The sequence below is a fragment of the Pseudomonas lyxosi genome, from assembly GCF_047758685.1.
Lineage (GTDB): Bacteria > Pseudomonadota > Gammaproteobacteria > Pseudomonadales > Pseudomonadaceae > Aquipseudomonas > Aquipseudomonas lyxosi.
Genome location: NZ_CP180481.1, coordinates 2,219,902 through 2,245,275, shown reverse-complemented (window position 1 = coordinate 2,245,275; position 25,374 = coordinate 2,219,902). Strand labels below are relative to the sequence as shown.

General features: G+C 57.5%; 13 protein-coding genes, 2 tRNA genes and 3 rRNA genes. 7 read left to right on the top strand and 11 right to left on the bottom strand.

The annotated features are described in order from the left end of the window. Positions 1 to 115: 115 nt before the first annotated feature. The 8 genes from recD to ACMXYI_RS10350 all read right to left on the bottom strand — a co-directional run bounded on the left by recD (position 116) and on the right by ACMXYI_RS10350 (position 14,808). Positions 116 to 2,224 carry an exodeoxyribonuclease V subunit alpha gene (gene recD, locus ACMXYI_RS10385; RefSeq protein WP_415773146.1) on the bottom strand — a complete coding sequence of 703 codons (2,109 nt, stop codon included), beginning with the start codon at positions 2,222 to 2,224 and terminating at the stop codon, positions 116 to 118. Then, positions 2,221 to 5,907 (bottom strand): exodeoxyribonuclease V subunit beta, encoded by a 3,687-nt coding sequence (gene recB / locus ACMXYI_RS10380; RefSeq protein ID WP_415773145.1) that lies wholly within the window; start codon positions 5,905 to 5,907, stop codon positions 2,221 to 2,223. The genes recD and recB overlap by 4 nt, the downstream gene beginning before the upstream one ends. Further along, positions 5,904 to 9,356, bottom strand: coding sequence for an exodeoxyribonuclease V subunit gamma (gene recC, locus ACMXYI_RS10375; RefSeq protein ID WP_415773144.1), 3,453 nt, complete (start codon positions 9,354 to 9,356; stop codon positions 5,904 to 5,906). The genes recB and recC overlap by 4 nt, the downstream gene beginning before the upstream one ends. 156 nt (positions 9,357 to 9,512) lie before the next feature. Continuing rightward, positions 9,513 to 9,628: ribosomal RNA gene (gene rrf / locus ACMXYI_RS10370) — 5S ribosomal RNA — on the bottom strand. Positions 9,629 to 9,784: 156 nt separating this feature from the next. Continuing rightward, a 23S ribosomal RNA gene (locus tag ACMXYI_RS10365) occupies positions 9,785 to 12,676 on the bottom strand. 252 nt (positions 12,677 to 12,928) lie between these two features. Continuing rightward, positions 12,929 to 13,004 (bottom strand) — tRNA-Ala (locus tag ACMXYI_RS10360). A 27-nt stretch (positions 13,005 to 13,031) separates the two neighbouring features. Beyond that, positions 13,032 to 13,108, bottom strand: a tRNA-Ile gene (locus tag ACMXYI_RS10355). 161 nt (positions 13,109 to 13,269) lie between these two features. After that, positions 13,270 to 14,808, bottom strand: a 16S ribosomal RNA gene (locus ACMXYI_RS10350). The 16S, 23S and 5S rRNA genes sit together here with 2 tRNA genes alongside, the layout of an rRNA operon. Before the next feature lie 32 nt (positions 14,809 to 14,840). On the opposite strand from ACMXYI_RS10350, the gene ACMXYI_RS10345 reads away from it, so the two are divergent. After that, complete coding sequence (locus tag ACMXYI_RS10345) at positions 14,841 to 15,233, top strand: hypothetical protein (protein WP_415767976.1); 393 nt, start codon at positions 14,841 to 14,843, stop codon at positions 15,231 to 15,233. A 201-nt stretch (positions 15,234 to 15,434) separates the two neighbouring features. Here ACMXYI_RS10345 and ACMXYI_RS10340 read toward each other — a convergent pair whose 3' ends face one another. Both ACMXYI_RS10340 and ACMXYI_RS10335 read right to left on the bottom strand, forming a co-directional pair. Next, entirely contained in the window at positions 15,435 to 16,928 is a 1,494-nt protein-coding gene (locus ACMXYI_RS10340; RefSeq protein ID WP_095127264.1) for a CoA-acylating methylmalonate-semialdehyde dehydrogenase, read from the bottom strand. Between the two features lie 65 nt (positions 16,929 to 16,993). Further along, positions 16,994 to 18,343 carry an aspartate aminotransferase family protein gene (locus ACMXYI_RS10335; RefSeq protein ID WP_415773143.1) on the bottom strand — a complete coding sequence of 450 codons (1,350 nt, stop codon included), beginning with the start codon at positions 18,341 to 18,343 and terminating at the stop codon, positions 16,994 to 16,996. A gap of 123 nt (positions 18,344 to 18,466) precedes the next feature. Between ACMXYI_RS10335 and ACMXYI_RS10330 the strand changes: the two genes are divergently transcribed. The 6 genes from ACMXYI_RS10330 (at position 18,467) to ACMXYI_RS10305 (ending at position 24,853) form a co-directional block, all read left to right on the top strand. Continuing rightward, positions 18,467 to 19,387 (top strand): LysR family transcriptional regulator, encoded by a 921-nt coding sequence (locus ACMXYI_RS10330; protein WP_415773142.1) that lies wholly within the window; start codon positions 18,467 to 18,469, stop codon positions 19,385 to 19,387. 85 nt (positions 19,388 to 19,472) lie between these two features. Continuing rightward, entirely contained in the window at positions 19,473 to 20,123 is a 651-nt protein-coding gene (locus ACMXYI_RS10325; protein WP_102615727.1) for a TetR/AcrR family transcriptional regulator, read from the top strand. Between the two features lie 7 nt (positions 20,124 to 20,130). Beyond that, complete coding sequence (locus ACMXYI_RS10320; RefSeq protein WP_415773141.1) at positions 20,131 to 20,712, top strand: IMPACT family protein; 582 nt, start codon at positions 20,131 to 20,133, stop codon at positions 20,710 to 20,712. 531 nt (positions 20,713 to 21,243) lie between these two features. Then, positions 21,244 to 22,809: an ABC transporter ATP-binding protein gene (locus ACMXYI_RS10315; RefSeq protein WP_415773140.1), complete on the top strand. Its 1,566-nt coding sequence runs from the start codon at positions 21,244 to 21,246 to the stop codon at positions 22,807 to 22,809. Between the two features lie 11 nt (positions 22,810 to 22,820). Beyond that, positions 22,821 to 23,927 (top strand): ABC transporter permease, encoded by a 1,107-nt coding sequence (locus ACMXYI_RS10310; protein ID WP_415773139.1) that lies wholly within the window; start codon positions 22,821 to 22,823, stop codon positions 23,925 to 23,927. Further along, positions 23,927 to 24,853 (top strand): ABC transporter permease, encoded by a 927-nt coding sequence (locus ACMXYI_RS10305; RefSeq protein ID WP_134418730.1) that lies wholly within the window; start codon positions 23,927 to 23,929, stop codon positions 24,851 to 24,853. Before ACMXYI_RS10310 ends, ACMXYI_RS10305 begins: the two co-directional genes overlap by 1 nt. Before the next feature lie 84 nt (positions 24,854 to 24,937). On the opposite strand, the gene ACMXYI_RS10300 is transcribed toward ACMXYI_RS10305, so the two are convergent. Further along, on the bottom strand, positions 24,938 to 25,360 hold the full coding sequence (locus tag ACMXYI_RS10300) for a hypothetical protein (RefSeq protein ID WP_415773138.1): 423 nt from the start codon (positions 25,358 to 25,360) through the stop codon (positions 24,938 to 24,940). Positions 25,361 to 25,374 lie beyond the last annotated feature (14 nt).

Below are 25,374 nucleotides of genomic sequence, written 5' to 3'. Positions count from 1 at the left end.
GGATTCTCTTCGATCGTAGCGAAATGATGCCGCAACGATAGCACAGCGTTCAAACGCCAGCGAGGCCGCGCCCTACGGCACTTCGGACAGTTTCCGCCGTCTGGCGCCGTTCCTTTCAATCACTTGATTCAACACCCTCATCCAATTCCAGCATCAACCCGCTCAAGCGCTTGACCTTGCGTCGCACTGCTTCTTCGAATACGCCGGAACGAGGCTCGATCAGGGTGAACCAGTTTTTGGCCCGGGTAATTCCGGTATAGATCAATTCCTTGGTGAGTACTGGGTTCAGGGCATCCGGCAGAATCAACGCCGTATGGGCAAATTCCGAGCCCTGGGATTTGTGCACTGTCATGGCGTACACGGTTTCCACATCATTGAGCCGGCTCGGCAGAACAAACCGTACGCCGCCCTGACCATCATTACGCGGGAACGCCACACGCAACACCTGCTTCCCAACCTCTGGCCCCTCGCGTTCCGGAAGCTTGAGGGCAATGCCGATGTCGCCGTTCATCAAACCCAGGCCATAGTCGTTGCGGGTCATCAGCACTGGTCGACCTTCGTACCACTGCTGGTCACTGTCGATCAGCCGAGCCTTGAGCAGCGCGGCGGTCACGCGTTGATTCAAACCTTCCACGCCCCACGGCCCTTTGCGTACGGCGCACAACAACTGGAAGGCGTCGAAGGCTTGCAGTACCTGGCGAGCCCAATCGGTCCAGCAGGGATCATCAAGCGTGCTGTCGAACGATGGCCGCAGGCTGCGCAAGAGACTCAGGTAATGCCGATAACCCTGTGGTCCATCGCCGTGGCCCTCAAGCAGCAAGCGCTCCAACGCCCGGTCCTGTTCCCCCTTGAGGGGCAGGGAAAACACGTCGTCATGGCTTCGAGCCGCCAACAACTTGCGAGCTTCCTCGGGTTGCTGCTGGTTGACCCAACGAGCCAGTTGGCCGATGCCGCTGCCCTCGCCGAACCGGCGTGAATGACGCAGCATCACAACTTGCTGGGCCAGGGGATGAGTCCCCTGGGTGTCTTCCTGCAAACCGCTGGCATCCAGGTTTTCACCACTGACCGCTTGCAGCCACAGGCGAGTCTGTGGGCTGTACCAACCGGCCTCGGCGTCGCGGCACAGATCGCCCAGAACGGCGCCGGCCTCCACCGATGCCAGTTGATCCTTGTCACCGAGCAGCACCAGACGGGCGTGGGCCGGCAACGCGTCGAGCAGGTTGGCCATCATTTCCAGATCGATCATCGAGGCTTCGTCCACCACCAAGACATCCAGCGGCAAGCGATTACCGGTGTGGTGACGGAAGTGTCGAGTACCGGGACGACTGCCGAGCAGACGGTGTACGGTGGTGACGTCTGACGGGATCTTCACTCGTACGGTTTCATCGACTTCCAGGGTTCTGACCTGCTGACTGATGGACTCCGTCAGTCGGGCTGCAGCCTTGCCGGTGGGTGCCGCGAGACGAATACGCAACGGCTTGCCCGCCTCCACCGCCGGCGCCTGGAGCAACGCCAGCAAACGCACGACCGTCGTCGTCTTGCCGGTCCCCGGACCACCGGTAACGATGCTGAATGCACTGCGGGTTGCGAGGGCACAGGCGAGTTTCTGCCAGTCAATCACTTCGCCGGGCTTGGCTGGGCCGAACAAGCTGGTGAGGCGTTGGGATAAATCATCCGGCGTGGTTTCGTGTTCCACCAAGCGTTGGCGCAGCGAGTTGTCGATACGCCGTTCGTAAGCCCAGTAACGACGCAAGTACAGGCGTTTGCCGGATAACACCAATGGCCGATGCTGCGCCGCCTCGCGACCATCAACCGCTAATGCGACCAGACTGCTGGTGGCCAGGACCTTGCACCAATGGGCACCGTCCAGCGCCTCAAGCAATTGCGACGGCAACAACATCGCGCCACTTTGCACATCACCTTCCGGTGGCAGCGACAGGGCGAAGTCCGGTTCCTTGAGCGTCTCGAACACATCCAGGCACACATGGCCGTGGCCCAGTTGATGACTGGCCAACGCGGCGGCCAGCAGCACCAGTGGATCATCGCCGGGAGCGAGCTCATGAAGAAAGGCGACAAAGGCTTTGTCCAGCGCTCGCAGCCAGCCGCGCTCAACCCAGCGCGTCAGCAACAACAACAAGTCATCGGCGCGACTCAATGGCGCCAGATCCGCCAGGCTTTCGGTTGTCAACGAAGTGGGCAGCAAATCAGCGAAAGTGCGACTCATAACAAAACTCCCTGTTCCCAGGCGGGTTCGGCCTTGGGTTCTGGCTTACCCTGGAACAGTCGGTCCAGACGTTCGATCAGCTCTCTTGGAGGACGGGCGAAATAAACGCCTTGGCTGGACGCACGCGTACCACGCAGGAACAGGTACAGCGCGCCACCGACATGCCGGTCGTAGTCGTAATCGGCAAGTCGCGCCTTGAGCTGGCGATGCAGGGCCAACAGGTACAGCACGTATTGCAGGTCGTAACGGTTGTCGAGAATCGACTGCTCCATGGCCTGCTCGGTATAGGCCGCGTCATCGACGCCCAGCCAGTTGGATTTGTAGTCGGCGACGTAGTAGCGGCCGTCGTGCTCAAACGTCAGGTCGATGAAACCCTTGAACATGCCATTGAGCAACACCGGCTCGGCAGCCACGCGGGGCACGCCGTTGTGGGTGTATTGGCGCACCAGTTCATCGAGTTTGAGCACATCGACTTTATGACTGGCGAACCAGAACTCCATCTCAACCCGGTACTGGGTCAATTGCTCGAATACCACTGGGGCCTGCCCGCCGCCGATATGCAGCGGGGACGTAAGCAGATGCTGCAGCCAGTCGCTCAGGGCGGTTATCCAGCCCTCCCAGCCACGTCGATTGCAACGACGGGCAATGGCGTCTTCCACCGCTTGCGGTGTGGCGGTAAAACCTTCGTCACCGGCCCATTCGAGCAAACCATGGAGAAAGGTGCCGGGGTTCGGCCCACGAGGGAATCGATGGATATCAGCACCACCGGCCGCCACTTCTCGTGGCGCTTGCGGATCGAGGCGTTCGTCGTCGAATAGCTTTTGCGCCTGCGGGCTCTCCGGCGCTTCATCAGTGCCCACGCTCATGCTGTCGCCAATGCGCAGGGCACTGTAGGAAGCAATCCACCAGTTTTCGCTGGCCTTGCGCTTGGGTATCAGCGGAGCAAGCAACGTCGCATCGTTGTGCGGAGGATGGTAGTGCTCGACGGTCGCTTCAGGCATTTCACCGCAACTCAGCGCTGCACAATCCTGCTGCAGGTCTTCCAGCCAACGTTTCAAACCTGCCGACTCGGCCAATGGTGCTCCGCCGCCCAGCAGATAACCCAATGCTGACAGGTGCAGCACCGAGCTGTTGTTATTGCCGCGCTTGAGATCAGTCACTCCGAGCCAGCAGGTGTGTTGCGCCCGGGTCAGGGCCACGTAAAGCAAGCGTAGATCCTCGGCAAGACGCTCATCATCCGCCTGAACTATCAACTCGGCCGTCGGCTTCAAGGTCACTTGAGCCTTGCCCGTTGCGTCGTGGTAATGCAACGGCAGACGGCTGCCATCCACCGGCTTCGCCGAGCAAATGAATGGCAGGAACACCAAGGGATACTCAAGTCCCTTGGACTTGTGAATGGTCACGACTTTGACCAGTTGTTCGTCGCTCTCCAGACGCAGGATCTGCTCTTCGCCGGCCTGACCGGACAACGCCAGATGCTCGGACAAATGACGGATCAGCGCTTGCTCACCATCGAGTTCGGCGGCCGCCTGTTGAAGCAACTCGGACAGGTGCAGCAAATTGGTCAGCACCCGCTCGCCGTCACTGCGCATGATCAATGTCTGTGGCAGCTGGAAGTCATGCAGCAATCGCCGCAGCATGGGCAACACGCCCTGCTTGCGCCAGAGCTCGCGATAATGGCGGAACTGCATGACCCGCGCTTCCCACGCCAGTTCATCCTGATTCAGCCGTTCCAGTTCAGCCAGTGACAGGTTCAACGTGATGCAGGCCAACGCGGCCCGCAGTGGACGCTCGACATCCGGCTCGGCACAAGCCTTGAGCCAGGTCAGCAGATCGTGGGCCTCTTGGGCGGCGAACACCGAGTCCTTGTCCGACAGATAGACGCTGCGCACGCCCCGGGCGGAAAGTTCGCCGCGCACAGCCTGGGCCTCTTTACCGTCGCGGACCAGGATCGCGATATCCGCTGGCAGCAGCCCTCTGAAGTCCTTGCCGTCCTGTATGAAACCCGCGCGACCTTGTTGCCCGCCGTTGAGCAAAGCGGTGATTTCACTGGCGCAGGCGGCGGCGAGTTGTTGTCGGTACACCGCGCCGGACAGCGGCTGATCGGCGGACAGGTGCCAGATGTTCAGGGCAGGCACGACCTGGCTGTCAATGTGCAGAACTTCTTTGCGCCCTTGGGATTCGACGGGCAGGAACGGTACCGGGTTCTCACCGTTCTTTTCACGAAACAGGAACGCGCCGCGTCCCAGCTCTCGAGACTCGGCACGCTCGAACACATGGTTGACCGCACTGACCATGCCATGGCTGGAACGGAAATTCGTACCCAGGGTATGCAGTCGGCCAGCGGTGGCCTGACGGGCGCGCAAGTAGGTGTAGATGTCGGCACCGCGGAACGCGTAGATCGCTTGCTTGGGGTCGCCGATCAGAAACAGACCGCATTCGGGATTGTTGTCTTCGATGCGATAGATGCTCTCGAAGATCCGGTACTGCACCGGGTCGGTGTCCTGGAACTCGTCGATCAGCGCCACTGGAAACTGCTCGCGAATCAGGGTCGCCAGCCGCTCACCGCCATCGGACTGCAACGCTGCATCGAGACGCAGCAGCATGTCATCGAAGCCCATCTCCGCACGACGACGCTTTTCTTCCTCGAACCGTGTACCGACCCACTGGGCGGCATGTTGCAGCACGGCGGCATCAGGAGTCGGCAATCCATCGAGACTAGCCTTGAGGCCGAGCATGGCGTCCAGCCCGGGATGACTGGGTACTTCGCCCTTCCAGGCTTCAGCCATACCATCGGGTGTCAGGCGCGTGAATCCGGTGCCGATATCCAGTTGCTCAAGAGATTCATCTTCAGCCCAGGCCCTGATCTTTTCGAACCAGGGTTCGAAATAGCGCGCCTGCATCTTGCGACCGTCGACGCTCTTGCTCGCAACACCCTGGTGACAGATGGCAAGCAATTCGTCCGCCCACTGGCGCCAGGGCATCTTGAGTTCGAGCAACGCTGCACGTCGCTCTTGCAGACATTCCGTGATCAGCTCGGCAGGCTCTTTACCTTCAACGCTGTCTCGCTCACTGGCGAACAAACCACGTATTCGCGGCAGCAATGCTGCTGGGCCGCCCCAATTACCCCGCACCCAGTTCAGCGCATCACCTTGCATCGGGTAGCAAAACAGGCGCCAGTAATCGCGCAGGACTTCGCCCAGCAAATCGCTGTGATCGGTTTCCAGGGTTTGTGTAAACAGGCTGCCACTGTCGAACGCGTGCTCGCGCAACATGCGCTGGCACCAACTGTGGATAGTCGAAACTGCCGCCTCGTCCATCCACTGCGCGGCGATGTCCAGGCGGTTTGCGCACCCGGACCATTGCTCGGGTAGATATTCGTTACGAAGCTCCGCGATAAGGCTATCGGGCGCCGGTGTTTCATCGCGAAAAAATCGCGCTGCTTCAGCAAGACGCGTGCGGATACGTTCGCGCAATTCTTTGGTCGCGGCATCGGTGAACGTCACAACGAGGATTTGTGGCGGCAACAGTTCACGTCCGAAGCCGCTCGACTCTGCGCCGTGGCCAAGGACCAGTCGCAGATAAAGCGCGGAAATGGTGAAGGTCTTGCCGGTCCCGGCGCTCGCTTCGATCAGTTGGCTGCCGCGCAGGGGAAATGCCAAGGCCAGAGGTTTTGTGGTCATGCGCGAGCCTCCTCGCTGTTCAACGAACGCCAAGGCGCTTCAAGCAGCGGCCGGTACAATGCGTTGCACCAATCCGGGAACGTTTCGTCTGCGGTAAGCGAGTCGAAGTCGGCGAACTGCCGTGCGAGTGCCGGGCTTTCCCGACGCTCGCCATCGGTGGTCAGCCCATCACCTTCATAAGCCTTGCGGGCTGCGGCCTGGGCTTTGACCGGATCCGTTTGACCAAGCCATGCGAAGCCGGTCTTCACCGCAATCGGCAGTGGTTGACGCATGCCCGTTTGCCAAGCCATTAACAGGTCGCCCAGAATCCGCAACGCTGCATCCTCCTCCATCGGACCGAGCAGCAGACTGTCGTCGCTGGCCACCAACGCGGTGGTCATCGCCATACCACTGGCGCAGGCAACCAGATGATTGACCCATGGCCGTGTCAGGCGATGCCATTTGCGCGACTTGATCGAGCCGATGCTGTTGGGGATTGTAGTGACAGATAGCAAACCACCGTCCGCTCGTTGATGCAGGCCGCTGAGCCAACCTTCCAGGCGCAGCCCCTGCAACTCCAGATTCACTGGCAGAGCGTTGGTGAGCGGCGTTGGCCATAACGCCAAAAGCTGTTGGTAACGCTGCAACAGATCCGGCAACGGTTCGATCAACTCTCGCTGAAGGCATTCGCCGAACCCGGCCATAGGCAGAAGCCCACTGTTTTGCAGACGTTTTGCCTGTGCTTCCAGTATCTGATCGGTGCTATCCAGATGTCCCAGCGCCGCTTCGAGCAAGCTGTCGCTGAGGCTGTAACGTTGCAACGCATCGAGTACAAATGGCTCTTCATCCGCCAAGGGCACTTCAGCCGCTTCGAAGTACACCTTCAGTCGTTGACTGAAGAAATGCCGCACAGGATTACGCAGAAAGTCCTGCAGTTGACCGAGACTCAGCGGCTCCTCCTGAACGTAGGGATCAAGGACCTCGATATCAGTCGACGGCTCACTGGTTTGATGCAGCACCTGCCATTCATTCGCGTAGCTGAACAAATCATCGCCTTCATGGAAGTAGCGGGCGCTGAACGGTTGCAGTGGATGTTCCTGAGTGATGGCCTCAAGCAGATCTTCGTCGACATCATGCAGTTGCCAGCCGCTGGCCAGGTGATCTCGCAATTGGCCAATCAGTACCGACGCAGGGCGCTCACTGTTATCGCGAATGCTGCGACCGACCCAGCTGATATAGAGTTGGTCGCGTGCCGACAACAGCGCTTCCAACAGCAGATAGCGGTCATCTTCACGTCGGGAGCGATCGCCAGGACGGTAATCACTGCCCATGAGGTCAAAGTCCAGTGGCGGCTGTGCACGCGGGTAGTCCCCGTCATTCATGCCCAGCAGGCAGACCAGTTTGAACGGGATCGCGCGCATGGGCATCAAGGTGCAGAAGTTAACCGCACCGGCCAGAAAACGCTGGGACAGGCGTCCTTGGTCGAGGCCGGCGAGCCAGGCTTCACGGACGACGGTTAATGGCAGTTCATCATGCAAGCCAACTGACTCGCACGTCTCAAGCCAGGTTTCACGCAGCTCTTCGAGTTGGGCTAACACGTAGTCGTCATGCTCGTTACTGGCCAGGAAAAACAACTGAACCAGTGCGTGCAATCGAAAGCCCCATTGTTTGGGAGCTGCGGGTTGAGAGAGTTCCTGGTGGGCAATCTCCAATGCGTCCAGCAACGCGACCAAAGGCCCAATGAGCGCGGCATCCAGACCACCAATTTCGTCGTAGGGTTCTATACCCTCGCAAGCACTGGCACTGCCCACGGCATAACCGAGCAGCATCCGCCGCAGACCGAAACGCCAACTGTTTTGCTCCAGCTCCTGCGGCAGACCGAGCCCCGCACGCTGCTCGGCATTCATGCCCCAGCGGATGCCTGCGCCTTCGATCCAGCGGTGCAGGGTCGGCAGATCACGTTCCTCTACACCGAAGCGAGCGCGTAGTGCAGGAACGTCCAGCAGATCGAGGATCTCGCTCACGGGGAAACGGCTGTCGGGCAGTTTGAGCAAATGCTCGATAGCAATCAGTAGCGGATCACGACCACGCTGGCCTTGATCGGCGAGCGTGAAGGGAATGAAACGCGGGTCGTGGCGTTCAAGCTGAGCAAATACCGCACGAATATGCGGTGCGTAGCTGTCGATGTCCGGGACCATCACGATCACATCGCGAGGCCTTAAGTCCGGATCAGCACTGAAGCGTGCGAGCAACTGGTCGTGGAGGATCTCCACTTCACGCTGGGCGCTATGGGCAATGTGAAAACGGATCGACTCGTCCTTTGCCGGATCAACAGCAGGCCAGCGCTCGCGAGTCTCGTTCAAGGGACGCAATTCAAGAATGTCGTCCTGCAATTGATTGAGCATGTTCTGCGGCAGGCTATCGCTGAACAGGTCGATACGGCCATCGCGGAATGCCGAGCGATAGCTGTTGGGGTCGTCGTAGCTGTCGAGCAGATTGATATAGTCCCGCCCCTGCTTGCCCCAGGCCGCCAGTAGTGGATGGGCATGCTGGTGAAGGGTTTGCGGGTCGAGCACAACCGGCATTCCGCTCTTGCGAGCCTGACGCTTGTACTGATGCCGCAACAGGTCTTTATCGGCGACGATGTCTGCCCAATGGTGACGACACGGGTTATGTACGCAAAGCAGAACCTGGCTGAAGCGGGCCAGCCCCGCCAGTGCTTCCAGGGCTTGAGCGGGCAGTGAAGAAATCCCGAAAACGATCACCCGTGAAGGCAATCCGCTGGGGGCGACGTCGAGGCTGTTGATGCGTTCGATAAACCGTTGATGGACGCCGGCTCGGCTTTGCGCCATGCCTTGTTCACCCACATCCAGCAACAGCGCTCGCCACAACTCTGCCTGCCAGCAGTTTGCCGGGGTCAGAGGTTTGGTTTCGCCTCTGCCATTTCGTAATTGATGACGACCTTCTGCCCAGTCTTCGAGCCAATCGGCCCTGTACACCTGATATTGGTCGAACAGGTCTGCCAGTCGCTCCGCCAATTGATAGCGTTTACGTAAGTCTGTGTCATTCGTAAGGAAGCGCTGCAGGGGTTCGAAGTGCGGTTGGTTGATCAACTGAGGAAGCAGACGCATCAGACGCCAGGTCAAGGGAGCTTTATCGAGCAGGGATTTGACCGGGATTTCGTCACGCCCAAGCACCATGCGATAGAGCTGCCACATGAAGCTACCCGGTAACTGCACGTCGATGGCTGCTGCGATTCCGCAACCGCCCATGTCATCGTCTTCAGGGTCTTCCGCCAGTGCCAGCTTCAGCCATTGGGCGATGCCGTTGCTCTGAACCAGGGCAATTTCATTTTCCAAGGGAGCCAACGGGTAACGCCGCATCCAGCTGACCACCAGGCTGCGCAACTCGTCCAGGCGGTTGCCGTGAACCACCATAAAACCAGCACTGAGGGACGTCGCGTCCGGCATAAAGGCTTCCTTGGGAAAATACAAAAGCTAGGGTCGAACCTTAGCATTGTCGGGAGACTGTGACAGCCGGGAGCCGTCCGGTATTGCTGTACGAACTTTCCTGCGGACAAAACAAAACCCCTACCTGCATACGCAGATAGGGGTTTCGGAATTTAATCTTGACGATGACCTACTCTCACATGGGGAAACCCCACACTACCATCGGCGATGCATCGTTTCACTGCTGAGTTCGGGATGGGATCAGGTGGTTCCAATGCTCTATGGTCGTCAAGAAATTCGGTAGCCAGGTCGTGGGCCTTTGCAGGTTCACGCTCCAGCGAATGGGTAGGTGATAGATTTGTGTGTTGCCTTGCGAATTTTCGACTGCTGTCGTCTTCACACACCGCAATCTGGTGCCTCTTCAGGTCAGCAAATTGCTTGGGTGTTATATGGTCAAGCCTCACGGGCAATTAGTATTGGTTAGCTCAACGCCTCACAGCGCTTACACACCCAACCTATCAACGTCGTAGTCTTCGACGGCCCTTCAGGGGACTCAAGGTCCCAGTGAGATCTCATCTTGAGGCTAGTTTCCCGCTTAGATGCTTTCAGCGGTTATCTATTCCGAACATAGCTACCCGGCAATGCCACTGGCGTGACAACCGGAACACCAGAGGTTCGTCCACTCCGGTCCTCTCGTACTAGGAGCAGCCCCTCTCAAATCTCAAACGTCCACGGCAGATAGGGACCGAACTGTCTCACGACGTTCTAAACCCAGCTCGCGTACCACTTTAAATGGCGAACAGCCATACCCTTGGGACCGGCTTCAGCCCCAGGATGTGATGAGCCGACATCGAGGTGCCAAACACCGCCGTCGATATGAACTCTTGGGCGGTATCAGCCTGTTATCCCCGGAGTACCTTTTATCCGTTGAGCGATGGCCCTTCCATACAGAACCACCGGATCACTAAGACCTACTTTCGTACCTGCTCGACGTGTCTGTCTCGCAGTCAAGCGCGCTTTTGCCTTTATACTCTACGACCGATTTCCGACCGGTCTGAGCGCACCTTCGTACTCCTCCGTTACTCTTTAGGAGGAGACCGCCCCAGTCAAACTACCCACCATACACTGTCCTCGATCCGGATAACGGACCTGAGTTAGAACCTCAAAGTTGCCAGGGTGGTATTTCAAGGTTGGCTCCACGCGAACTGGCGTCCACGCTTCAAAGCCTCCCACCTATCCTACACAAGCAAATTCAAAGTCCAGTGCAAAGCTATAGTAAAGGTTCACGGGGTCTTTCCGTCTAGCCGCGGATACACTGCATCTTCACAGCGATTTCAATTTCACTGAGTCTCGGGTGGAGACAGCGCCGCCATCGTTACGCCATTCGTGCAGGTCGGAACTTACCCGACAAGGAATTTCGCTACCTTAGGACCGTTATAGTTACGGCCGCCGTTTACCGGGGCTTCGATCAAGAGCTTCGCGTTAGCTAACCCCATCAATTAACCTTCCGGCACCGGGCAGGCGTCACACCCTATACGTCCACTTTCGTGTTTGCAGAGTGCTGTGTTTTTAATAAACAGTCGCAGCGGCCTGGTATCTTCGACCGGCATGGGCTTACGCAGTAAATGCTTCACCCTCACCGGCGCACCTTCTCCCGAAGTTACGGTGCCATTTTGCCTAGTTCCTTCACCCGAGTTCTCTCAAGCGCCTTGGTATTCTCTACCCAACCACCTGTGTCGGTTTGGGGTACGGTTCCTGGTTACCTGAAGCTTAGAAGCTTTTCTTGGAAGCATGGCATCAACCACTTCGTCACCCAAAGGGTAACTCGTCATCAGCTCTCGGCCTTAGAATCCCGGATTTACCTAAGATTCCAGCCTACCACCTTAAACTTGGACAACCAACGCCAAGCTGGCCTAGCCTTCTCCGTCCCTCCATCGCAATAACCAGAAGTACAGGAATATTAACCTGTTTTCCATCGACTACGCTTTTCAGCCTCGCCTTAGGGACCGACTAACCCTGCGTCGATTAACGTTGCGCAGGAAACCTTGGTCTTTCGGCGTGGGTGTTTTTCACACCCATTGTCGTTACTCATGTCAGCATTCGCACTTCTGATACCTCCAGCAAGCTTCTCAACTCACCTTCACAGGCTTACAGAACGCTCCTCTACCGCATCACCTAAGTGATACCCGTAGCTTCGGTGTATGGTTTGAGCCCCGTTACATCTTCCGCGCAGGCCGACTCGACTAGTGAGCTATTACGCTTTCTTTAAAGGGTGGCTGCTTCTAAGCCAACCTCCTAGCTGTCTAAGCCTTCCCACATCGTTTCCCACTTAACCATAACTTTGGGACCTTAGCTGACGGTCTGGGTTGTTTCCCTTTTCACGACGGACGTTAGCACCCGCCGTGTGTCTCCCATGCTCGGCACTTGTAGGTATTCGGAGTTTGCATCGGTTTGGTAAGTCGGGATGACCCCCTAGCCGAAACAGTGCTCTACCCCCTACAGTGATACATGAGGCGCTACCTAAATAGCTTTCGAGGAGAACCAGCTATCTCCGAGCTTGATTAGCCTTTCACTCCGATCCACAGGTCATCCGCTAACTTTTCAACGGTAGTCGGTTCGGTCCTCCAGTTAGTGTTACCCAACCTTCAACCTGCCCATGGATAGATCGCCCGGTTTCGGGTCTATTCCCAGCGACTAGACGCCCTATTAAGACTCGCTTTCGCTACGCCTCCCCTATTCGGTTAAGCTCGCCACTGAAAATAAGTCGCTGACCCATTATACAAAAGGTACGCAGTCACCCAACAAAGTGGGCTCCCACTGCTTGTACGCATACGGTTTCAGGATCTATTTCACTCCCCTCTCCGGGGTTCTTTTCGCCTTTCCCTCACGGTACTAGTTCACTATCGGTCAGTCAGTAGTATTTAGCCTTGGAGGATGGTCCCCCCATATTCAGACAAAGTTTCTCGTGCTCCGTCCTACTCGATTTCATGACTAAGAGATTTTCGCGTACAGGGCTATCACCCACTATGGCCGTACTTTCCAGAACGTTCCGCTAATCTCAAAGCCACTTAAGGGCTAGTCCCCGTTCGCTCGCCACTACTAAGGGAATCTCGGTTGATTTCTTTTCCTCAGGGTACTTAGATGTTTCAGTTCCCCTGGTTCGCCTCTTAAGCCTATGTATTCAGCTTAAGATAACCATCTTATGATGGCTGGGTTCCCCCATTCAGACATCTCCGGATCAAAGTCTGTTTGCCGACTCCCCGAAGCTTTTCGCAGGCTACCACGTCTTTCATCGCCTCTGACTGCCAAGGCATCCACCGTATGCGCTTCTTCACTTGACCATATAACCCCAAGCAATCTGGTTATACTGTGAAGACGACATTCGCCGAAAATTCGCATGCTTGCTCAATTAAGAGCTACTCACAAATTTTACCTTAGCCTGATCCGTTACCAGTGAAAGTAACGTCCAGTCTATCTTTCTATCACATACCCAAATTTTTAAAGAACGATCTAATCCAAAGACTAGAAATCAACATTCACCATCATCACGATGGAATGCTCATTTCTAAGCTTTCAACAAACAGAAGCAGTAGTGGTGGAGCCAAACGGGATCGAACCGTTGACCTCCTGCGTGCAAGGCAGGCGCTCTCCCAGCTGAGCTATGGCCCCGTATTTCTACAGGTTCCCACACAAAATTGGTGGGTCTGGGCAGATTCGAACTGCCGACCTCACCCTTATCAGGGGTGCGCTCTAACCAACTGAGCTACAGACCCAATTTCGAGCTTTAAGGCCGACCTCACCCTGCTCTTTACCACAGAGCATGGGGTGCGCTCCAACCAACTAAGCTACAACCTGTTAGGGCTGCTTCTTATCGTCTTCTTCAATGAATCAAGCAATTCGTGTGGGAGCTTATGGAGCAGCTGATGTCGTCGATTAAGGAGGTGATCCAGCCGCAGGTTCCCCTACGGCTACCTTGTTACGACTTCACCCCAGTCATGAATCACACCGTGGTAACCGTCCTCCCGAAGGTTAGACTAGCTACTTCTGGTGCAACCCACTCCCATGGTGTGACGGGCGGTGTGTACAAGGCCCGGGAACGTATTCACCGCGACATTCTGATTCGCGATTACTAGCGATTCCGACTTCACGCAGTCGAGTTGCAGACTGCGATCCGGACTACGATCGGTTTTCTGGGATTAGCTCCACCTCGCGGCTTGGCAACCCTCTGTACCGACCATTGTAGCACGTGTGTAGCCCAGGCCGTAAGGGCCATGATGACTTGACGTCATCCCCACCTTCCTCCGGTTTGTCACCGGCAGTCTCCTTAGAGTGCCCACCATGACGTGCTGGTAACTAAGGACAAGGGTTGCGCTCGTTACGGGACTTAACCCAACATCTCACGACACGAGCTGACGACAGCCATGCAGCACCTGTCTCAATGTTCCCGAAGGCACCAATCCATCTCTGGAAAGTTCATTGGATGTCAAGGCCTGGTAAGGTTCTTCGCGTTGCTTCGAATTAAACCACATGCTCCACCGCTTGTGCGGGCCCCCGTCAATTCATTTGAGTTTTAACCTTGCGGCCGTACTCCCCAGGCGGTCAACTTAATGCGTTAGCTGCGCCACTAAGAGCTCAAGGCTCCCAACGGCTAGTTGACATCGTTTACGGCGTGGACTACCAGGGTATCTAATCCTGTTTGCTCCCCACGCTTTCGCACCTCAGTGTCAGTATCAGTCCAGGTGGTCGCCTTCGCCACTGGTGTTCCTTCCTATATCTACGCATTTCACCGCTACACAGGAAATTCCACCACCCTCTACCATACTCTAGCTTGTCAGTTTTGAATGCAGTTCCCAGGTTGAGCCCGGGGATTTCACATCCAACTTAACAAACCACCTACGCGCGCTTTACGCCCAGTAATTCCGATTAACGCTTGCACCCTCTGTATTACCGCGGCTGCTGGCACAGAGTTAGCCGGTGCTTATTCTGTCGGTAACGTCAAGACACCAACGTATTAGGTTAATGCCCTTCCTCCCAACTTAAAGTGCTTTACAATCCGAAGACCTTCTTCACACACGCGGCATGGCTGGATCAGGCTTTCGCCCATTGTCCAATATTCCCCACTGCTGCCTCCCGTAGGAGTCTGGACCGTGTCTCAGTTCCAGTGTGACTGATCATCCTCTCAGACCAGTTACGGATCGTCGCCTTGGTGAGCCATTACCTCACCAACTAGCTAATCCGACCTAGGCTCATCTGATAGCGCAAGGCCCGAAGGTCCCCTGCTTTCTCCCGTAGGACGTATGCGGTATTAGCGTCCGTTTCCGAGCGTTATCCCCCACTACCAGGCAGATTCCTAGGCATTACTCACCCGTCCGCCGCTCGCCACCAGGTACAAGTACCCGTGCTGCCGCTCGACTTGCATGTGTTAGGCCTGCCGCCAGCGTTCAATCTGAGCCATGATCAAACTCTTCAGTTCAAACATCTTTGGGTTTTTAAGAAACCCTAAACTTGGCTCAGCAATCGTTGGTTACATCTTTGATTTCTCGCGGAGTAACTTGTGATGCTGATAATCTTGTTGACTATCAGTCTGACTCCACAAGCACCCACACGAATTGCTTGATTCAGTTGTTAAAGAGCGGTTGGTTAAGAGCTTTCGTCTCAACCGAGGCGCGCATTCTACAGCAGCCTCTGTTGCTGTCAAGCGGTTATTTTCCGAAGTTTTCAAAGTTTCCTTTGCAACTTCAACCACTTGCGCTTGCGATCTCTCGTCAGCGGGAGGCGAATTCTACAGCGTTACTCGCTGCTGTCAACACCTCTTTTACCCCGCTTTCGACCGAGAAGATCGAACCGTTAAAAGAGCCAAACAACCTCGCTCTTTCAACTCCTTCTGGGCTTCGATGACCTGAAGCAACCCGCTGTCGAAAACCGTGTAACTCATTGTTTACCAAGGAGTTTTCCGTTTCGACTGCGCCGGAAGTGGGGCGAATTATAGACTTCCAGAATCTGCCGTCAACACCTATCTTCACAATTCTGTCATATAGGTGAAAAAAGCCCCTGAAACGCAAAGGCCGGCCCCGAGGGGCCGGCCTTCTTCCCTTCTAATTACAAACTAGGGAATGCGAACTGCGAAGCTTCATGGCTCGCCCGTTGTGGCCAGCGCTGGGTAATCGCCTTGCGACGGGTGTAGAAACGCACGCCATCCGGACCATACGCATGCAAGTCGCCGAACAGCGAGCGCTTCCAGCCGCCAAAGCTGTGATAAGCCACCGGTACCGGCAGCGGTACGTTGACGCCGACCATACCGACTTCGATCTCGTCGCAGAACAACCGTGCCGCTTCCCCATCTCGGGTAAAGATGCAGGTGCCGTTGCCATACTCGTGATCGTTGATCAGCTGCATCGCCTCTTCCAGGCTGTTAACCCGGACAACACACAGCACCGGCCCGAAGATCTCTTCTTTATAGATGCGCATCTCTGGCGTGACGTTGTCGAACAGGCAGCCACCCAGGAAGAAGCCTTCCTCATGACCGGCCACGCTCAGACCACGACCATCCACCACCAAGGTCGCACCAGAAGAAACACCGTCTTCTATATAGCCACTGACTTTGTCGCGAGCCTGACCGGAAACCAGCGGCCCCATGTCCAGACCGCACGAAGTACCGGCACCGATTTTCAGCGCCTTGATTTGCGGTACCAACTTGGCCACCAGCGCATCCGCCACCTGGTCACCGACGCACACAGCCACCGAGATCGCCATGCAACGCTCGCCGCAAGAACCATAGGCCGCGCCCATCAGTGCGCTGACCGCGTTATCCAGATCCGCATCAGGCATCAGCACCGCATGGTTCTTCGCGCCACCCAGTGCCTGAACGCGTTTGCCGCGCTTGGTGCCTTCGGCGTAGATGTATTCGGCAATCGGCGTCGAACCAACGAAGCTCAACGCTTTGACTTCCGGCGCTTCGATCAGCGCGTCCACCGCAGCCTTGTCGCCGTGCACTACGCTCAGCACACCTTTTGGCAGGCCGGCTTCCAACAGCAATTGAGCAATCAACAGCGTGGAGCTCGGATCACGCTCGGACGGCTTGAGGATGAAGCAGTTACCGCAGACGATTGCCAGCGGATACATCCACAGCGGCACCATGGCCGGGAAGTTGAACGGAGTAATACCGGCCACCACGCCCAACGGCTGGAAGTCCGACCAGGCATCAATGTTCGGGCCGACGTTACGGCTGTACTCGCCCTTGAGGATTTCCGGCGCTGCACAAGCGAACTCGACGTTCTCGATCCCGCGCTTCAGTTCACCGGCAGCATCTTCCAGCGTTTTGCCGTGTTCTTCGCTGATCAGCTGAGCGATACGCGCTTCGTTCTGTTCCAGCAATTGCTTGAAGCGGAACATCACTTGAGCACGCTTGGCCGGCGGAGTGTTACGCCAGGCCGGAAACGCAGCCTTGGCCGAGTCGATAGCTTTTTGAATGGTTTCACGGCTGGCCAATGGCAGCTTATGGATCGCCTGGCCGGTGGACGGGTTGAACACGTCAGCGGTGCGACCGTCTTCGGTCACCAGTTCGCCATTGATCAAATGCGGGATAAGGCTCATGCGGGGCTCCAGAAAAGTTGTCCACAGGCGCCCTGTCATAGGGCACCTCTATATAGAAGGGAAAATCAGTCGATCTTGTTCAGCACGTCGCCGACCGCGTCGAACAGACGATCAAGGTCTTGCGGCTTGCTGTTGAAGGTTGGGCCGAACTGCAGGGTGTCACCGCCGAAGCGCACGTAGAACCCGGCTTTCCACAGGGCCATGCCCGCTTCGAACGGACGCACGATGGCGTCGCCGTCACGAGGCGCGATCTGGATCGCACCGGCCAGACCATAGTTACGAATATCGATGATGTTTTTCGAACCCTTCAAACCGTGCAGCGCATTTTCAAAATGCGGCGCGACTTCGGCCACGCTCTGCACCAGGTTTTCCTTTTGCAGCAGGTCGAGTGCTGCCAGGCCAGCGGCACACGCCACCGGGTGCGCGGAATAGGTGTAGCCGTGCGGGAATTCCACCGCGTACTCAGGCGTCGCCTGGTTCATGAAGGTCTGGTAGATCTCGGAGCTGGCAATCACCGCTCCCATCGGAATTGCGCCGTTAGTCACTTGCTTGGCGATGCACATCAGGTCCGGGGTAACGCCGAAGCTGTCGGCGCCGAACATCGAACCGGTACGGCCGAAACCGGTGATCACTTCGTCGAACACCAGCAGGATGTTGTGCTGATCGCAGATCTCGCGCAGACGCTTGAGGTAACCCTGTGGTGGAACCAGTACGCCAGCGGAACCGGCCATTGGCTCGACGAACACCGCGGCGATGTTCGAAGCGTCGTGCAGTTCGATCAGCTTGAGCAGTTCATCCGCCAGGGCGATACCGCCCTCTTTCGGCATGCCACGGGAGTAGGCATTGCTCGCCAGCAAAGTGTGCGGCAGATGATCGACGTCCATCATCGCCTGACCGAACATTTTGCGGTTGCCGTTCACGCCACCGAGGCTGGTGCCGGCGATGTTCACGCCGTGATAACCACGTGCACGGCCGATCATTTTGGTCTTGGTGGCCTGGCCTTTCAGACGCCAGTAAGCACGAACCATCTTCACCGCCGTGTCAGCGCACTCGGAGCCCGAGTCAGTGAAGAACACGTGATTCAGATTGCCCGGGGTCAGGTCGGTGATTTTCTCAGCCAGCTGGAACGACAGCGGATGGCCGTACTGGAAGCCCGGCGAGTAATCGAGGGTGCCCAATTGCTTGGCGACCGCTTCCTGAATTTCCTTACGGGTATGCCCGGCGCCGCAGGTCCACAAACCAGAGAGAGAGTCGTAAACCTTGCGGCCCTTGTCATCGATCAACCAACTGCCTTCAGCCGCCACGATCAGTCGCGGATCGCGCTGGAAATTTCGGTTGGCGGTGTAGGGCATCCAGTGAGCATCGAGCTTGAGCTGGCTGGCCAGGGAAGTCGGGTTGTTTTCAGGCAAGTTCATGGGCAAAACCTCGCAGGCAATAAGCAGCACAGAGATCAAAAGCGTTCTTGCAGCTAAATTGCCACGGGGATAAAGTCGGTGAAATCCAACTCTTCTAACGTTCAGTCAGGTCACCACTAAACTATGAGCAGCCGTCGCCCCGATCCGCTGGCGCAAGTCAGTGACTTTGATATCCGCTTATTGAGGATCTTCCGCAGCGTCGTGGAGTGCGGTGGTTTCTCAGCAGCGGAATCGGTCCTGGGGATCGGGCGCTCAGCCATCAGCCAGCAAATGAGCGATCTGGAACAGCGCCTCGGTTTGCGCTTGTGCCAACGCGGTCGCGCCGGGTTTTCCCTGACCGAAGAAGGTCGCGAGGTTTACCAATCGGCCTTGCAGCTATTAAGTGCGCTGGAAAGTTTTCGCACCGAGGTCAACGGCCTGCACCAACACTTGCGGGGCGAATTGACCATCGGCCTGACCGACAATCTGGTCACCCTCCCCCACATGCGCATCACCCACGCCTTGGCGCAATTGAAGGAACGCGGGCCGGACGTGCAGATTCAGATCCGCATGATCGCGCCCAATGAAGTCGAACAAGGCGTGCTCGACGGTCGATTGCATGTCGGCGTGGTGCCGCAAGCCAGCGCGCTGTCGGGGCTGGAATATCAGCCGCTCTATAGCGAACGCTCGCTACTGTATTGCGCAGTGGGTCATCCGTTGTTTTATGTCGACGATAAACAACTGGATGACGAGCGCCTCAATAGCCAGGACGCCATCGCACCGACTTTCCGTTTGCCAGCCGAAATTCAAGCGCATTACCAGGCGCTCAATTGCACCGCCAGTGCCTCGGACCGTGAAGGCATGGCGTTCCTGATCCTCACCGGGCGCTACATCGGTTACTTACCGGACCACTACGCCAGCCTCTGGGTGCAGCAAGGCCGATTGCGTGCGCTGAAACCAAACGTGCGTTTCTATGACCTGAGCCTCGCATCTGTCACCCGCAAGGGCCGTCGCCCGCATTTGGTGCTGGAAAGTTTTCTGGAGAGTCTGGCGGCGACACGCTAGGTTTTATCGCGTCAGGACTTGTCTGATGCCTGTGGGTGCGCTATCAACGCACTGGTTGCACCCACCCATTTGTTCGGAAGTGCCTATGACCTTTGAAGTCCCCGCTCACGGCGGCAAACCTGCCAGCCGCATTCGTCAGAAGAACGAAGAGACCATCATCAAAGCCGCCGAAGACGAGTTCGCCCGTCACGGGTTCAAAGGCACCAGCATGAACACCATCGCCCTGAATGCCGGATTGCCCAAGGCGAATCTGCATTACTACTTCACCAACAAACTCGGTTTGTACGTGGCGGTGTTGAGCAACATCCTCCAGTTGTGGGACAGCACCTTCAACACCCTGACCGCCGAAGATGATCCGGCCGAAGCGCTGACGCGTTACATCCGCGCCAAGATGGAATTCTCCCGTCGTCAGCCGCAAGCCTCGCGGATCTTCGCGATGGAAGTAATCAGCGGCGGCGAATGCCTGACCGAGTACTTCAACCAGGATTATCGCGCCTGGTTCCAGGGCCGGGCGGGCGTGTTCCAAGCGTGGATCGACGCCGGAAAAATGGACCCGGTCGACCCGGTGAACCTGATCTTCCTGTTGTGGGGCAGCACTCAGCATTACGCCGATTTCGCCACGCAGATCTGCCGCGTCACCGGGCGCACCAAGTTGACCAAGCAAGACATGGAAGACGCCGGCAACAACCTGATCCGCATCATTCTCAAGGGCTGCGGCCTGACGCCAACGATCTAAGACACTTATGCCTTTTACCCTCAGCGGTTTTTGCGAGTACCGCGAAGAGATTCGCAAAAGCCGCTTCATCACTTTCGCCGCGCCGATCAGCAGCCCCGCTGAAGCCCAAGCGTTCATCGAACAGCACAGCGATTTAAATGCCTCGCACAATTGCTGGGCCTGGAAGCTTGGCGAGCAATACCGCAGCACTGACGATGGCGAACCCGGCGGCACCGCTGGCCGACCGATTCTGGCGGCAATCGACGCGCAGGATTGCGATCAGGTCGCGGTGCTGGTGATTCGTTGGTATGGCGGCATTCAACTCGGCACCGGTGGCCTCGCCCGGGCGTATGGCGGCGGCGCCAACAAGTGCCTGCAAGCCGCGGCAAAGGTTGAACTGATCAGTCGGGTGCCGGTGAGTTGCGCCTGTGCTTTCGGCGAGTTGCCGCTGGTGAAGCTTCGGGTGGCGGAACTGGGTGGATTGATTGTGGAAGAAACGTTCACGGCCAACGGCGTAGAGCTGCAATTGGCGATCGGCGAAAGCCAGATCGATACCCTGCAAACGCAGCTGGCGGATTTGAGCCGCGGGCGCATTTTGTTGCAGCACTAATCGCACCAACAACGTTCACAGCCCTTTCGTCGAACCGGTGCATTTGCCCACATCTATTGTGCACCCGCCTGTGGATAACCTGAGCACATCCGCCTGTAACCCTTCTGTCATGCGGCTTTGCGGGCTTTGCTCACTTTTCGTCCAATGCGCCGTCAAAAAAGCTAAATCCACGTAAAAACAATCAGTTAGCGCGGGTTATCACCTTTAGAAGAATGCCACGCAGTGCTTATGCCCGAGCTTCGGGCTTGCGCACAAATACTGTGGAGCAATCTGTGGATAACCCGTTCATGGCTGTCGCCGCCCCATGTCCGGCGTGGCTTGCCGCAGGTTGCTCGTTTTTTGATCAAACACCCTGAGCAAAACCGGAGCCTGATCAACGGCTTTGCCCTCAAGTGGTGCCTGGTTCGGGATCGACATAGGGCGAGGCGCCATCCTCAAAGCCTTTATCTGTAACGCTTTTGATTTTTCCTGACTCAATGGCCAGGAAATTGCTTTATCCACAGGCATCACATAAATCGACCCGAGCCTGTCATGCCCAACCCCGTGCCGATCCCCGATCCAACACCTCGTCTGCAACTGCGCAGAATCAGCAAGCGCTACCCCGGTTGCCTGGCCAACGACGCCATCGATTTGAGCATAGCCCCTGGCGAAATCCATGCCCTGCTTGGCGAAAACGGCGCGGGCAAAAGTACGCTGATGAAGATCATCTACGGCGTCATCCATGCAGACTCGGGAGAGATGATCTGGCAAGGGCAACCCGTGACAATGCGCAACCCGGCTCAGGCTCGGGGGCTGGGAATCGGCATGGTGTTCCAGCATTTCTCGCTGTTCGAGACTTTGAGCGTGGCGCAGAACATTGCCTTGGCGATGGGCGCGGCGGCGGGTACACCGAAGCAGCTTGAGCCGAAAATTCGTGAAGTCTCCCGGCGCTACGGCATGGCGCTGGATCCGGAGCGACTTGTCCACAGCCTGTCGATCGGCGAACGCCAGCGGGTGGAAATCATTCGTTGCCTGATGCAGGACATCCGCCTGCTGATTCTCGATGAGCCGACCTCAGTGCTGACTCCGCAGGAGGCGGACGATTTGTTCGTCACCTTGCGCCGACTCGCCGCCGAGGGCTGCAGCATTCTGTTTATCAGCCACAAACTCGGTGAAGTTCGCGCGCTGTGCCATAGCGCTACGGTGTTGCGCGGCGGTCGGGTGGCCGGGCATTGCGTGCCGGCCGAGTGTTCGGATCAGCAACTGGCGCAGTTGATGGTCGGCGAAGCCGCCGCGCTGATTACGGATTATCCGAAGGTGATCGGCAGTGATGTTTTCTTGCGTGTGAGCGGATTGTCCTGGCACAACCCGGATCCGTTCGGCTGCTCGCTGAAGGACATCAACCTGCAAGTGCGCAGCGGTGAAATCGTTGGTATCGCCGGTGTCGCGGGCAATGGTCAGGATGAGTTGCTGGCCCTGCTCAGCGGCGAAGAACCGCTCAGCCGCAACGACGGCGCAACGATCAGTTTCGGCGTGCAACCGGTGGCGCAATTGCGGCCGGATGCACGGCGCAAACTCGGCCTGGCCTTCGTCCCCGCTGAACGTCTGGGCCATGGCGCGGTGCCGGACTTGAGCCTGGCGGACAACGCCCTGCTCACTGCCTTTCAACAAGGGCTGGTCAGCAATGGCCTGATCCAGCGCAGCAAGGTCGAAGCCCTGGCCGAAGAAATCATCCATCGATTCGGGGTGAAGACGCCCGACACCCAGACGCCGGCCCGCAGCCTGTCCGGCGGCAACTTGCAGAAATTCATCCTCGGCCGCGAAATCCTGCAGCAACCGAAACTGCTGGTGGCCGCACACCCGACCTGGGGCGTGGACGTCGGCGCTGCCGCGACCATTCACCGGGCGCTGATTGCCTTGCGCGACGCTGGCGCGGCGATCCTGGTGATCTCCGAAGACCTCGACGAGCTGTTCCAGATCAGCGACCGGCTCGGCGCTTTGTGCAGCGGTCGATTATCGCCGCTCAAGGCCACGGTCGACACGCGCCTGATCGAGGTCGGCGGCTGGATGGCCGGCCAGTTCGACGCGCCTCAATCACTCGCACCCGCAACGGTTTAACGGAGTTTCACATGCTGCTTTCTCTCGAACCCCGTGGCCAGCAATCGCGCTTGATGTTGTGGTGCTCGCCGTTGCTGGCGGCTGTCCTGACGTTGGGCTGTGGCTCGCTGCTGTTTATCGCACTGGGGCATGATCCGCTACTCACTCTCCACACCTTGCTCATCGCACCGGTCAGCGACCTGTATGGCGTCTCCGAACTGCTGGTCAAAGCGCTGCCGATTTTGCTCTGCGCGTTGGGCCTGGCCGTGGCGTACCAAGCACGAATCTGGAACATTGGCGCCGAAGGTCAGTTGCTGCTTGGCGCGCTGGCCGGCAGTGCATTGGCGGTGAACATTATCGACCTGCAAAGCCGCTGGGCGCTGGTGTTGATCCTACTCGTCGGCACATTGGCCGGCGCGGCATGGGCCGGGCTGACAGCGTGGTTGCGCACGCGTTTCAATGCCAATGAAATCCTCACCAGCATCATGCTCAATTACATCGCCCTGAACCTGTTGCTGTTCTGTGTGCATGGGCCGCTGAAGGATCCGGCGGGGTTCAACTTTCCTGAGTCAGCGATGTTCGATGATGCCAGTCGTTTGCCGCTCCTGATGGAGGACGGCCGGGTTCACGCGGGCGTGTATTTCGCCTTGCTCGCGTTGGTGGCGGTGTGGGTGTTGCTGCAGAAAAGTTTTATCGGGTTCCAGATCAAAGTGCTCGGGCTGGACAAGCGTGCGGCGGGGTTCGTCGGCTTTCGCGAGAAACGGTTGATCTGGCTGGCGCTGTTGATCAGCGGAGGGTTGGCGGGACTCGCCGGGGTATGTGAAGTCACCGGGCCGATCGGCCAATTGGTGCCGCAGGTATCGCCCGGTTACGGCTATGCCGCGATCACCGTGGCGTTTCTCGGGCGACTCAATCCCATCGGTATTCTGTTTTCCAGTCTGCTGATGGCGCTGCTGTACATCGGCGGCGAGAGCGCGCAGATGAGCATGAATCTGCCGCAAGCAATCACCCAATTGTTCCAGGGGATGATGCTGTTTTTCCTGCTGGCCAGTGACGTGCTGATTCTCTACCGACCGCGTTTGAATATGCGCTGGGCCCGTCGTGCACAAGCCACCACCGTACACGCAGGAGCGCTGTGATGGATATCGATCTGCTGAGCAATATTTTCTACGCCATGGTCCGTTGCGGTACGCCGCTGCTGTTGGTGGCGTTGGGTGAATTGATCTGCGAGAAGAGCGGCGTTCTGAACCTCGGCCAGGAAGGCATGATGCTATTTGGTGCGGTGATCGGTTTTATCGTCGCGCTGAACAGCGGCAACCTGTGGCTCGGCGTGTTGCTGGCGATGCTTGCCGGGATGCTGTTGTCGTCTCTGTTTGCGTTGGTGGCGCTGGTGTTCAACGCCAATCAGGTGGCCACCGGGTTGGCGCTGACGATCTTCGGTGTGGGCCTATCGACGTTTGTTGGCGCGGCGTGGGTCGGTAAACCGTTGGCGGGTTTCGAGCCGGTGGCGATTCCTTATTTGAGTGAGATTCCGTTGATCGGGCGGATGCTGTTTGCACAGGATCTGTTGGTGTATCTGTCGTTCGCGCTGTTTGCGCTGGTGGCTTGGGTGATTGTGAAAAGTCGCGTCGGGTTGATCATTCAAGCCGTTGGAGAAAACCCGGATGCCGCCAGTGCGATGGGTTTGCCGGTGTTGGGCGTGCGCACGTTGGCGGTGCTGTTTGGTGGGGCGATGGCTGGATTGGCCGGGGCTTATTTGTCGCTGGCTTATACGCCGATGTGGGCGGAGAACATGAGCGCCGGGCGTGGCTGGATTGCCTTGGCACTGGTGGTGTTTGCCAGTTGGCGGGTGTGGCGCTTGCTGCTGGGGGCGTATCTGTTCGGACTCGCCAGCATCTTGCATTTGGTGGCGCAGGGTTTGGGGCTGGCGATTCCGTCGAGTCTGTTGGCGATGCTGCCGTATGTCGCGACCATTGTGGTGTTGGTGCTGTTGTCGCGGGATGCGCTGCGTACGCGGTTGTATGCGCCGGTGTCATTGGGGAAACCGTGGCAGGCTGGGCATTAAAGGTCGACCGGGCCGGCCTCTTCGCGGGCAAGCCCGCTCCCACAGGGTGTTGTGTCGAACGAAAAATCTTCACTTCAACGCGATCTACTGTGGGAGCGGGCTTGCCCGCGATGGGGCCCTCACAGGCAATATTTGAAGAACGCCCCACGCCAATTCAAAGAACAGGAAAATCACCAATAGCGAACTGGCTCCATGGAGCAAGGCATAGAGCTGCCAAGCGGAAAACAGAAATCTACCGACCGCGTCATACCGGCCATACACCTGCTGCGGATCACGAATCCGCAGCACCGCCCAGACGCAGACAATCGACCCCAACAGATTGGCCATCAGCATGTGCATCGGCTCAAACGGCGGCAACTCGCCAGGCAAGTTGAACGCCTGACTCAAACTCAACAAAACGCCATGCAACGCCGCAAAACTCCACGGCGTTGCAAACGCTGCCGTCACGATCAAGTCATACCAGGCGCTACCCTTCACCAACCGGCGATATTGCGTTGAAGTCCACATCCGTCTTGCTCCAT